This window comes from Corallococcus sp. AB030 (genome assembly GCF_003668965.1).
GTDB lineage: Bacteria > Myxococcota > Myxococcia > Myxococcales > Myxococcaceae > Corallococcus > Corallococcus exiguus.
Genome location: NZ_RAWQ01000063.1, coordinates 32,682 through 44,015 on the forward strand (window position 1 = coordinate 32,682; position 11,334 = coordinate 44,015).

Consider the following 11,334-nt stretch of genomic DNA (forward strand, 5'->3'; position numbering starts at 1 on the left):
GAGCGCCACGGCGGGCAGCCGGGCGAGCGGATGGGGGCGCGCGGGTGGCACCTGCCGACGGGCGGACACATCCAAGGGTATGGCGAAGAATCCCGGAGACCCCTACCCCCTCGTCCAGGTCGAGCACTACGAGCGCTACGTGGGCGCGGAGGTGGTGGAGCGCATCCTGGAGAAGGCGCGCCCGCTGCAGGACCTGCGGGTCGTGCACGTCAACTCCACGTACTACGGCGGCGGGGTGGCGGAGCTGCTGTCACCGCTGACGCTGCTGATGAACAGCGTGGGCATGGCCACCGAGTGGCGGGCCATCCAGGGTCCGCCGGACTTCTTCAGCATCACGAAGAAGATGCACAACGCGCTGCAGGGCGCGGACATCCACCTGACGTCGATGAAGGCGACCATCTACGAAGAGGTCGTCTACGAGAACGCGGTGCGCAACCGGTTGGACCACGACCGGGTCGTCATCCATGATCCGCAGCCGTTGCCCATCGTGCGGTACAGCCGCAAGCGCGGGCCGTGGATCTGGCGTTGCCACGTGGACCTGTCGAATCCGGAGCCGTCGCTGTGGGCGTACCTCAAGCAGTTCGTGGAGCAGTACGACGCGACGGTGTTGAGCATCCCGGAGTACGCGCGCGAGCTGTCCACCCCGCAGGTGTTCTTCATGCCGGCCATCGATCCGTTCTCCATCAAGAACCGGGAGATGAGCGAGTCGGAGATTGAAGAGCGGCTCCAGCATCACCACATCCCCACGGACCTGCCGCTGGTGGTGCAGGTGTCACGCTTCGACCGGTGGAAGGACCCGGAGGGCGTGGTGGCCGCGTGGCGGATCGCGCGCAAGGAGATGCCGTGCACGCTGGTGTTGCTGGGCAACATGGCGTCGGACGACCCGGAGGGGCAGCAGGTCTACGAGCAGGTGATGCGGCACAAGGACGAGCGGCTCATCATCCTCAGCCAGGAGGACACGGCGCTGGTGAACGCGCTCCAGCGCCGCGCGGCGGTGGTGGTGCAGAAGTCACTGCGCGAGGGCTTCGGGCTCACGGTGGCGGAGGCGATGTGGAAGGGCACGCCCGTCATCGGAGGGAACGTGGGCGGCATCCGTCATCAGATTGAAGACGGGCACAACGGCTTCCTGGTGGACTCGGTGGACCAGTGCGCCCAGCGCATCGTGCAGTTGCTCCGGACCCCGAAGCTGCGCAACCAGCTGGGGCACCATGCGCACGAGACGGTGCGCCGCCGCTTCCTGCTCACGCGCTACCTGGAGCAGTACCTGGACTTGTTCAACGCGTTCGAGGCCCGCTACCACCTGCGTCCGCTGCCGCACATGACGACGTGATTCAGAGCGAGTCCAGGAACGCGAGCAGCGCGGCGCGCTCCTTCGGGGATATGCGCTGCACGGTTTCGTGCGAGGCCTGGGCTTCGCCGCCGTGCCAGAGGATGGCCTCCAGCACGGAGCGCGCGCGGCCGTCGTGCAGCAGGCGCGTGTGGCCGTTCACGGTGGCGGACTCCTCCGCGCCGCCGTTGAGCTGCCACGTGAGGCCCGTGACCGCGACGTTGTCCGTGGCCCGGCCCGTGACGCTCACCTGGTACACGGTGAGGTCCTGGCCCTCGGTGGGGCTGGTGAGCGCCAGCGTCGGGGCCTGCGTGTCGACGGTGGGCGCGACGTAGGTGAAGTGCAGCGTCGCTTCCGTGGCCTGGCCCGCCGCGTCCACCGCGCGCAGGACGACGGTGTTCCCGCCCGCCACCGGCTCCACGGGCACCGTCACCGACTGCTCCGTCTGGCCCTGCGTGACGGGGACATTCGTGGCGGTTCCGCTGTTGGGCGTGACCGCCAGCGTCGCGAGCCCGCCCTCGGCGCGAACCACCGCCTGCACCTGCACCGGGAACGCCTCCACCTGGGCGCCCTCCGTGGGCGAGGTGAAGGACACCGTGGGCGCCGCGGCCTGCGGGCCCGCGTCCGTCTGCGTGCCGGCATCCGTGCCCGCGTCCACGGTCACACCCGCATTCGTGTTGCCCGAGGGCTGGGGCGTCGGGTCGTCGTCACCACACGCTCCGAGCAGCAGCAGCGTCGCCACCCACGCACTCCACATCGCTTTGTGTCCCCGCATGGACCCGCCTCGCTGGCCGTTCACGGATTACCGTTTTGGCTGGCTTATTTGAGATTGATTCGCAAAGTCGATTCGAGGCGGCATGCGCCTCGCGCGCAAGGGGGTGGGGTGGGTGCGGCGATTGCACGGTGGCGCCGTGAGGCCGCGCCCGGTGCGCGCGGTGACACGACACGGTGGCGCGTCGCACATGACGTTCGCGCCAGAAAGACAGACATGCCCTCTCGAATCGGCCTCCGTCCCTGGCTCAAGACCTACAGCTGGTTGCTTGTCTTCGTGGCGCTGGTCCTCATCGGCTACGCCGTGCTGGCGCTGTCCATGATGAACCTGGAGCGAGGGGCGCAGCTGCGGATGGTGGCCCTGGACATGCGGCACCTGCTGAAGGCGGTGACTCGGTACGCGGAGCGGGCGGGACACGTGCCGCCGCCATCCGTGGGGCTCTCCGCGCTCGTGGAGGAACGCCTCCTGGAGCGCATCCCCGTGGACCCCTGGGGCCATGACTATGTGTACCGCGTGGAGGCGGGCACGCCGGTCATCCTGTCCTATGGCCGTGACGGCATCCCGGACGGCGAAGGCCCGGACGCGGACCACTCCTCTCGCGCCCTCCTGGCGGAGTGAAGTGGGCCCACGGGTTGCAATGGCAGTCATCCCGGAAGGCAGAGGGGCCTTCCGTGAGGGACACGTTGACCCCGGCCCGTGCCGGTCGGCGTGTCAGAAAGACAGACATGGACAGGAAGAAGCGACGTCAGCGCGGCATGACGCTGATTGAAATCATGGTCGTCATCACCATCCTGGGCCTCATCGCCGCCGCGGTGGGCGTGTCGGTGATGAGTCAGTTCGGCCAGGCGAAGCAGCAGCGCGTGGGCCTGGACTTCGGTTCGCTGGGGCAGGGACTCCAGCTGTACGCGATGAAGAAGGGCCGGCTGCCGGACACCACCTCCGGGCTGCGCGTGCTGGTGGAGGAGAGCATCCTCCCGGAGCTGCCGCGCGACCCGTGGGGCAATGACTACGTGTACACGCTGGACAGGGGCGTGCCGGCCATCGTGTCACTGGGCGCGGATGGCGCACCGGGCGGTGACGGCGATGACCGGGACCTCTCGTCACTCGACCGGGACGCGCGGTCCCGAGGGTGACGGAGGGAGGAAAAGGGTGCTGCCCGAGTGGAGAAGCCACGATTGGGTGGCGTTTCAGGCCAAGGCGGATTCGAACCGCAAGCTCCCTGTGAGGGGAGCCGTACCAGAGCGTGTAGGGCCTCTCCGGCCGGGCAGCACTCCCAGGGACGCAAATGCCGCGAAAATCCTGACGGGGGATTTTCGCGGCCGCGCCTTCATGCCGCGGGGAAGGTTTCCAGCGTGAGGGACTCGGGCGGGACCTTCAGCTCGCGGGGCAGCTTGAGGACGCCGTCCAGGTAGCGCCAGCCGGTGCCGTCGTGGCGGAAGTCAGAGCGCTCCACGAAGGACTGGTCCTTCCCCTTCTCGAACACCTTGGCGAAGAAGAGGACGCGGGCGAGCCCCGTGGTGTCCGGAGGCTGGTGGCCCAACACCGCCAGCCCCGGGTACTGGTGGGCCTGGGCGAAGGCGCGCAGCTCGCGCACGACGTCCGCTTCTGGACGGGCCCGCATCGGGTGGTCGGGGTGGAGCGTCTTCCACAGGTAGGCGGCCTCGCGCCAGGCGAAGGCGCTGTAGCGGCTGCGCATCAGGCGCTCGGCGTCCGGGGCTTCCGCCTCGCCTTTGTGGAAGGGGGCGCAGCACTGCTTGTAGCGCTGGCCGGAGGAGCAGGGACACAGGGGGACGGGGGGCATGGCGGGGCCAAGCCTACCCGGGTTCCCCTCCCGGCTTCCCAGGCTGGACGGTCGGGTGGCGGACCTGGGCCGTGGTGTGGGGAACCTTCGCGCTTGCGGGGCAGGGGGGCAGGGCATATCCCTGGCGGCCACGTCCCCTATGAGCCTGCTTGAAGCCATCGTCCTGGGTCTGGTCCAGGGTCTCACGGAGTTCCTGCCCATCAGCTCCACCGCGCACCTGCGCATCGCGCCGGAGCTGTTCGGCTGGCCGGATCCGGGTGCGGCGTACTCGGCCATCATCCAGCTGGGCACGGTGGCCGCGGTGCTCATCTACTTCCGCAAGGACATCGTCGCGCTGGTGAAGGCGTTCGTCGTGGGGCTGGTGAGGCGGGACCCGTTCGGCACGATGGAGGCGCGGCTCGCGTGGTTCGTGGGCGTGGGCACGCTGCCCATCGGCATCTGCGGGCTCGCGTTCAAGAAGGTCATCGAGACGCAGTTCCGTTCGCTCTACGTCATCGCGGGCAGCCTCATCGTGCTGGCCATCGTGCTGTTCGTCGTGGAGAAGCGCGCGTCACACCAGCGCACCGTGGCGGACATGACGTGGAAGGACGGCATCATCATCGGCCTGTGGCAGGCGCTGGCGCTGGTGCCGGGGTCGTCCCGGTCCGGCACGACGCTCACGGGCGGCCTGTCGCTGGGGCTCAAGCGCGAGGACGCGGCGCGCTACTCGTTCCTGTTGTCCATTCCGGCGACGACGCTGGCGGGCATCTTCGAGCTGAAGCACCTGCTGGAGGCCACGCAGCGTCCGTCGACGGTGGCCCTGGTGGTGGGGACGCTGGTGGCCTTCCTGTCGGGCATGGCGGCCATCGCGTGGCTGTTGAGCTTCCTGAAGCGGCGCACCACCTTGGTGTTCGTGGTGTACCGCATCGCGCTGGGCGTGCTGTTGCTGGGGCTGTTGCAGGCGAACATCCTCAAGCCAATGTCTGGCGTGGAGAACCTGGCGACGCCGGATGCGCCGACGAAGCCGCCGGTGGAGAAGCAGATCACGGACTGAGGAAGGGGGAGGTCGTGCGTGTGCAGGCCCTGTTCGATGCGCTGGAGACGCGGCTGACGGCGAGGCCGGCGCGGACGTTCGAGTGGAAGGGCCGGGCGCTGCGAGAGGCCGCGGTGCTGGTGCCCCTCTTCGAGCGGGACGGCGTGCCCCACGTCGTCTTCACGCGGAGGCCCGCCACCCTGCGCACGCACGCGGGGCAGTACGCGTTCCCGGGCGGAGGCCAGGAGGCTCGGGACGTCACCCCGCTGGAGACCGCGCTGCGCGAGACGGACGAGGAACTGGGCGTCGCGCGCACCCACGTGCGCGTGCTGGGTCTGCTGGACGAGACGCCCACCACGTCCGCGTACCGCATCCGTCCCTACGTGGGCGTCATCCCGGGGGATGGGAAGTACGTGCCCAACCCGGCGGAGGTGGACCTGGTGCTGGAGGTGCCGCTGGTGCGCCTGCTGGACCCCTCCATCCTCCGGGTGGAGCGACACACGTGGGAGGGGATGGAGCACGACGTGCACTTCTACACGCACGGCGAGCACGTCATCTGGGGCGCCACGGGGCGCATCCTGCGCAACTTCCTGCAGTTCGTGGTGGAGGTGCCGGGCATCCACGACCTGCTGGACGCTCCCTCGCCTGCTGACCGCTGAACCGCGAAGTCCGTGCTGGCGGGCGGCCCTGGCGGAAGGTGCCTTGTCGCCCTGGAGGGCCGGTCCCACGTTCAGGGGGAAACCCTTTGAAAGGGCGGGACGTGGACGGTGGCAATGGGGCCGGGGGCATGGAGGTGAGGGAGGCCGCGCTGGTGGCGCTGGGAGAGGTCCTGCGCGCCAGGGGGTACGTCTTCACCACGGTGACTCCGGAGACGCACCGGCGGGTGAATGCGCGGCCGGGGGCGAAGCAGGCCCATTCAGTCCGGGACGTGTTCGGGTGGAGCCGTCCCTTCGGGCCGGGCGTGCTGGAGCCTCGGATGGTGGCGCTGCTGGAGGAGGCGGGCGCGCTGGTGGACTGCAAGGACGGGACGCACCGGAGCCGGGTGCGGTTCTCCAGCCTGGGGGCGGGGCTGTATGTCCATTCCGCGTGGCCCACGTCGGAGCAGGACGCGGTGTTCTTCGGACCGGACACCTACCGGTTCTGCGCGTTGCTCCAGCGGGTGCCAGGCAGCTTCCGGCGAGTGGTGGACCTGGGGTGTGGCTCCGGAGCCGGAGGCCTGTCGGTGGCGGGGCGGAGCGCGGAGGTGGTGCTCGCGGACCTGAACCCGTTGGCGCTGGAGTTCTCGCGGGTGAACGCGAGGCTGAATGGCGCGCAGGGAGCCCAGGCGGTGCACTCGGACCTGCTGCGAGACGTGTCCGGCCGGTTCGATCTGATCATGGCGAACCCGCCGTACCTGGCGGATACGGACAAGCGCACGTACCGGGATGGTGGCGGCACGCATGGCACGGAGTTGTCCGTGCGCATCGTGCGTGAAGGCGTGGAGCGCCTGGAGCCGGGCGGCACGCTGGTGCTCTACACGGGCGCGCCGGTGGTGGACGGCGAGGATTTGCTGCGCACCGCGCTGGAGCCGGTGTGGCGAGCCGCGCCGCTCGCGGAGGTTCGCTACGAGGAGCTGGATCCGGACGTGTTCGGCGAGGAGATGGAGAAGGCGCCATACGCGGGCGTGGAGCGCATCGCGCTGGTGGCGCTGGTGGCGCGGCGGGGTTGAGTGCCCCGCGTCAGGGCTGACGGCTCACGTCGCAGCGACCGGTGGACTGTCTCGCGAGGTCTTCCGCCACGGAGCGCAGCAGGCTCCCCAGGACTGGCGCGCCGGAGGACGAGGCCTCACCCTGGGTGAGCCACCGCGCCATGCGGCCCAGGCTCGTGGCCGTCACGACCTGGAGCCGCACCTCCACCTGCACGACGAAGTGCTCGTCCGCTCCGGGCCTTGAGTCCAGTGTCCAGGCCACGCGCTCCAGCTCCAGCGTGCCCACGCCTCCCGTCAGCTCGCGCCCGTCCAGCACGTAACCCTCGCGGGTGAACGCGAGCACCTGGGTGACTCGTGCGCTGTCCAGGTGCGCGTCGAACCAGAAGGAACGGCGCCGCCAGAGTGTCAGCTCCACCTCCAGCTTTCCCGCGAGTCCCAGCCGCACCAGCCGGTCCAGCTCCGGGGAGATGAAGGCGCGTGCCTCCGGCCGGACCATCACGCGCTTTCCGGAGAGCGTCGCGGTGCAGGCCGCGGACGCCTCTTCCGCGTGCGCTCCGGACGCGAGCAGGCCTGCCGCGACGACGAGCGCCGCGCCATGCCTGCTCTTTGTTGCGTGCCTTCCCATGGCTCAGAAGGTCCGGTTGAACAGCAGGCGCGCTTCGGGCGTGAGCTGGGCCTTTTCGTCGATGCGCCAGGCGGCCTCGAAGCGCACGGCGTCGCTGAAGTGGAAGCTGCCACCCAGGCCGAGCTGCGCACCCGACCACGCGTTCGCGGCATGCACCGCGCCCAGGTCCGCGAAGATGCCCAGGCCGTGCCAGCGGTACTCGGCGCTCGCGAGCACCGAGCTGTCGCCGCCTCGGAACTCCTTGAAGCCGAAGCCTCGCAGCGCGGTCCAGCCTCCCAGCGCCTCCTGCTTCTGGAGCGGCAGGTCGTGGCCCATCGCGGCTCGCAGGCGCAGGTTCAGGCCCGTGTGCCAGTTCATGGGCACGTCCATGGCGACGTCGCCCACCAGCTTCCAGAAGCGCGCATCCGCGCCGCCCGCGCCCGTGCCTTCACCCACCTCCAGCGTCACGAAGCCGCGCAGCGCGGGCTCGCGCTTCCAGTTCTTGTGGCGCTCGAAGAGGGACGTCTCCGGCGTGCGGAAGAGGGATCCCACGCGAGTGCCACGCTCCGCCGTGCCGCTGTACTCCAACCGCACCACCGCTGAACGGAACCGGCCCTCGTTCACTGGCGCGTTCGGGAACGGCGGGTCGTCGCTCCGGAAGAGGCTGAGCGGCGGCGTGAACGACTGGAGCGAACTCATCGTGTCACCGCGCACCTCCACGCCCGCGAGCCACGACTCCGCCCAGCGCCAGGTGGCGAAGGCCGTGAAGCCCTGACGGCGGAAGTAGTCCCGGTCCGGCCGGTTGATGAGGAACGAGTAGAAGTACGAGTCGAAGTCCCCCAGCCGCCAGCGGTCCAGCGTGTCGATGAAGTCGTGCACCTGCGCGCCGAGCTCCTCGATGCCCAGCGCGGGCAGCTGCACCTTGGCGCCGCCCAGCAGGTTGACGTGGCGCTGATTGCTGGTGCCTTCCGGATCGCCCGGGATGCGCTGCCCGCCCAGCCGCAGGGGGATGAAGAAGGCTCCCTCCAGCGTCGTGTGCACGCGGTCCCGCGAGTCGAAGATGCGCAGGCTCGCCGAGAGTCCCGGGGCGAAGCCCGTCACCTGCGTGTGCACGGGCAACAGGTCCACGTCCAGGTCCGGAGGACGCGGGCGCACGTGGACGATCAGCTTCTTCCCCTCCAGCGTGAGGCCGTCGCTCCCTGCGTCGACCTCTCCGAACATCCGGCTCCAGCCCACCTCGAACTCCACGCGCTCGTGGCGCCGCGACTCGCGACGGGGCTCCTCCTTCGTGCGGTAAAGCCGCGTGCCGTCGTCCTCGCGTTCCTCGACGATGCGCACGGTCGTGCGTTCGTCCTGAAGGTCATCGCTGTCCACCGCGCGCAGGAAGGGCAGCCGCGACTCCATGCGCTCCATGGCACGGCGGGCATCACTCCGGAGGAAGACGTCGCCGGGCTCCAGGCCCAGGGCTTCACGCACGCGCGTGGCCATCGCGTCGTCCACGCCGCGCACCTCCACGGACTCCAGCTGGCCTTCATCCACCATCACGACCAGCCGGCCTTCGGGGGACAGCGTGGCGGACACCGTCGCGAGCAGGTAACCGTCGTCCTCGCGAAGGGTCTTGAGGACCCGGTCGAGCGCGGCGTCCAGGCCTCCCAGCATGATGCCGGGGCGGAACGCGCCCTCCTCTCGTCGAGCCAGCCACGGACGGGGCGGTCGCGGCGCGGGGCAGGGGCTGACGACCCGCAGGGTCCCGTGGCGCTTGTGGACGCGCAGCGTGGTGACCTCGTCCTCGGCATCGTCCTCGTCGGAGGCAGGGGAGGACAGTTCGAACAGCGCTCCCCACAGTTCGTCGGGCCGGAGGTCCTGGAGGCCTTCGAACTCCACCGACGTGAGCGTGGGGTTCTCCTGCAAGGTCACTTCGAGCAGGGCCGGACCCTGATCACTGACGCGAACGCGGGGCTCCACGCGGGCGAAGAGGCCGGTGCGTGCCAGGCGATGCAGCAGGGACTGCACCTGCGTGGCCGTCAGGGGCCGCGAGTCTTCCGCGGGAGGCGCACCCACGAGCTTGCGGACCTGCGGATCCGTGAGCCGCTGGAGGCCGCGAAACTCCAGGCCCGCGGGCGTGAGTCCCCGGCCGTCGACCTCGACCTGCAGGGCTCCGAGGACCGTGGAGTCCGAGAGGTCGTCGTCATCCTTGTCGAAGCCCTCCGGGCACGTCGGGTAGCTCCAGTCCTCCGAGGCGGCTTCGCCCTCTGGTGGTGCGGTGGATGGGGAGAGGGCCACGGACGCGTCGGAGGTACCGGCATCCGGTGAGGGTTGGCCCAGGGCCGCGAGCGAGACGAAGCAGAGCGCTAGTGCGAGACGATTCATGGAAGGCGGCAGGAGCATGCTCCGTTCCAGGTGCGGCCTCACCGCAAGTGCCCGGAACGACGGAGGGCGAGCAGCCGGGCGGATGTCATGGACACATCCTGATGTGTCGGGCGGTTGTGGCCGTGACATCGCGCGGCTCACGAAGAGACGGGCAGGCCCAGGGCCTTGATGCGCCGGTAGAGGTTGCCTCGGTCCACCTGGAGGATGCGCGCGGCCCCGGCGATGCTTTCGCCCTCGCGGAGCGCGGCGCGGATGAGGTCCCGCTCGAAGTCCTCCACGTGCTCGCGGTAGCTCTTGTCCCCCAACGTCGTGCGCGGCGCGGGCGCGGTGCCCGTGGGAGTCGCCACCGCGTCTGGCCTCAGCTCCAGCGGACCGTCGCCTCGGAGCAGGTTCAGTCGTTCGATGACGTTGCGCAGCTCACGCACGTTGCCGGGCCACGGGTAGGCACGAAGCGCGCCCTCCGCTCCTGGCGCGAGCACGAGCGGCGTCTTGGGACCCGCGAGCTCTGCCGCGAAGACGCGCGCGAGGGGCAGCAGGTCCTCGGGGCGTTCGCGCAGCGGTGGCAGGTGCAGCGGCAGCACGTTGAGCCGGAAGAAGAGGTCCTGCCGGAAGCGGCCCTCTTTCACCGCGCGGCCCAGGTCCTGATGCGTGGCCGCGAGGATGCGCACGTCCACCGCCACCGGCAGCGTGCCGCCCAGTCGTTCCACCTGACGCGTCTCCAGGACTCGCAGCAGCTTGGCCTGGAGCTCCAGCGGCATGTCCCCCAACTCGTCGAGGAACAGCGTGCCGCCCTGTGCCTGTTCGAAGCGGCCCGCGCGGCGCGCCACCGCGCCGGAGAAGGCGCCTCGCTCGTGGCCGAACAGCTCGCTCTCCAGCAGCGTCGAAGGAATGGCCGCGCAGTTGACCGCCACCAGCCGGCCCTTGCGCCCGGAGGCCTTGTGCAGCGCCTGCGCCACGCGCTCCTTGCCGGTCCCTGTCTCGCCGGTAATCAGCACGGCCGTGTCGCTGGGACCCACGCGCGCGATGAGCTGGCGCAGGGACTCCATGGCCGGGCTTTCGCCCACCAGGTTCCCCGGCTGGGCCAGCGCGTCCAGCAAGCGTTCGCGCTCCTCGCGCAGGGCGCCCAGGGCCAGCGCGTTGTGCAGCGCCGTGAGGAGCCGCTCGGGGGACGGAGGCTTCTCCACGAAGTCCGTGGCCCCCAGCTTCAGGGCCTGCACTGCTTCGGAAGGAGAGGCTTCGCCGGACAGGACCACCACCGGCACGGGCAGTGGCTTGGGCAGACGTGCCAGCAGCTCCAGCCCCGTCTCGCCCGGCATGCGCAGGTCCAGCAGCATCAGCGCGGGAGGCGCGTCGGGCGCTTCGAGCAAACGCGCGGCCTCCGCCGTGGAGCGGGCCTCCACGGGGGTGAAGCCTCCGTCTTGGAGCAATCCACGCACGGCCCTCAGGACGCCGGGGTCGTCGTCGACGATGAGGATGCGGGCTCCGGTCTTCATGCGGCCACCTGGGAGGCGTCGGAAGGCAGCACCACCTGGGCCCGGGTGCCACCCCGGGCGCCCGGCTCCAATCTCAAGGTGCCGCCGTGCTCGTGGGCGATCTTCTGCGCGATGGGCAGGCCCAGCCCGCTGCCGCCGGGCTTGGTGCTGAACAGTCCTCGGGTGAGGACAGGGCCCTCCAGAACACCCGGGACACCGCTGCCGCCATCGCTCACGGTGACGTGCACGCGGCCGTCCGCCGCTTCGTGTAGCGCGACGTGGACGGGAG

The 11,334-nt window shown here is 70.1% G+C and carries 12 protein-coding genes; 6 read left to right on the forward strand and 6 right to left on the reverse strand.

Annotated features, from left to right (window positions below; translation table 11 throughout):
• Positions 1–79: 79 nt before the first annotated feature.
• Positions 80–1,330 (forward strand): glycosyltransferase, encoded by a 1,251-nt coding sequence (locus D7Y15_RS17170; protein ID WP_121753262.1) that lies wholly within the window; start codon positions 80–82, stop codon positions 1,328–1,330.
• Position 1,331: 1 nt separating this feature from the next.
• On the opposite strand, the gene D7Y15_RS17175 is transcribed toward D7Y15_RS17170, so the two are convergent.
• Positions 1,332–2,069 carry a di-heme oxidoredictase family protein gene (locus D7Y15_RS17175; protein WP_304988682.1) on the reverse strand — a complete coding sequence of 246 codons (738 nt, stop codon included), beginning with the start codon at positions 2,067–2,069 and terminating at the stop codon, positions 1,332–1,334.
• 246 nt (positions 2,070–2,315) lie between these two features.
• Here D7Y15_RS17175 and D7Y15_RS17180 point away from each other — a divergent pair, with 246 nt between their 5' ends.
• Positions 2,316–2,717, forward strand: coding sequence for a type II secretion system protein GspG (locus D7Y15_RS17180; RefSeq protein WP_121753263.1), 402 nt, complete (start codon positions 2,316–2,318; stop codon positions 2,715–2,717).
• Positions 2,718–2,824: 107 nt separating this feature from the next.
• Complete coding sequence (locus tag D7Y15_RS17185) at positions 2,825–3,232, forward strand: type II secretion system protein GspG (protein WP_120579881.1); 408 nt, start codon at positions 2,825–2,827, stop codon at positions 3,230–3,232.
• 194 nt (positions 3,233–3,426) lie between these two features.
• On the opposite strand, the gene D7Y15_RS17190 is transcribed toward D7Y15_RS17185, so the two are convergent.
• Positions 3,427–3,900, reverse strand: coding sequence for a YchJ family protein (locus D7Y15_RS17190; protein ID WP_120579882.1), 474 nt, complete (start codon positions 3,898–3,900; stop codon positions 3,427–3,429).
• 139 nt (positions 3,901–4,039) lie between these two features.
• Here D7Y15_RS17190 and D7Y15_RS17195 point away from each other — a divergent pair, with 139 nt between their 5' ends.
• From D7Y15_RS17195 to D7Y15_RS17205, 3 genes are all read left to right on the forward strand, one after another.
• Positions 4,040–4,933, forward strand: coding sequence for an undecaprenyl-diphosphate phosphatase (locus D7Y15_RS17195; RefSeq protein WP_120578427.1), 894 nt, complete (start codon positions 4,040–4,042; stop codon positions 4,931–4,933).
• Between the two features lie 14 nt (positions 4,934–4,947).
• Entirely contained in the window at positions 4,948–5,571 is a 624-nt protein-coding gene (locus tag D7Y15_RS17200) for a CoA pyrophosphatase (RefSeq protein ID WP_120578426.1), read from the forward strand.
• Positions 5,572–5,672: 101 nt separating this feature from the next.
• Positions 5,673–6,620: a methyltransferase gene (locus tag D7Y15_RS17205; protein WP_233604984.1), complete on the forward strand. Its 948-nt coding sequence runs from the start codon at positions 5,673–5,675 to the stop codon at positions 6,618–6,620.
• A gap of 10 nt (positions 6,621–6,630) precedes the next feature.
• Here D7Y15_RS17205 and D7Y15_RS17210 read toward each other — a convergent pair whose 3' ends face one another.
• The 4 genes from D7Y15_RS17210 to D7Y15_RS17225 all read right to left on the reverse strand — a co-directional run.
• On the reverse strand, positions 6,631–7,224 hold the full coding sequence (locus D7Y15_RS17210; RefSeq protein WP_121753265.1) for a hypothetical protein: 594 nt from the start codon (positions 7,222–7,224) through the stop codon (positions 6,631–6,633).
• A gap of 3 nt (positions 7,225–7,227) precedes the next feature.
• Entirely contained in the window at positions 7,228–9,573 is a 2,346-nt protein-coding gene (locus D7Y15_RS17215) for a hypothetical protein (RefSeq protein WP_233604985.1), read from the reverse strand.
• A gap of 137 nt (positions 9,574–9,710) precedes the next feature.
• Positions 9,711–11,066: a sigma-54 dependent transcriptional regulator gene (locus D7Y15_RS17220; protein WP_121753267.1), complete on the reverse strand. Its 1,356-nt coding sequence runs from the start codon at positions 11,064–11,066 to the stop codon at positions 9,711–9,713.
• Positions 11,063–11,334, reverse strand: a 272-nt coding sequence (locus D7Y15_RS17225) for an ATP-binding protein (protein ID WP_148712794.1), incomplete at its 5' end; no start/stop codon positions are given. The genes D7Y15_RS17220 and D7Y15_RS17225, both read right to left, overlap by 4 nt.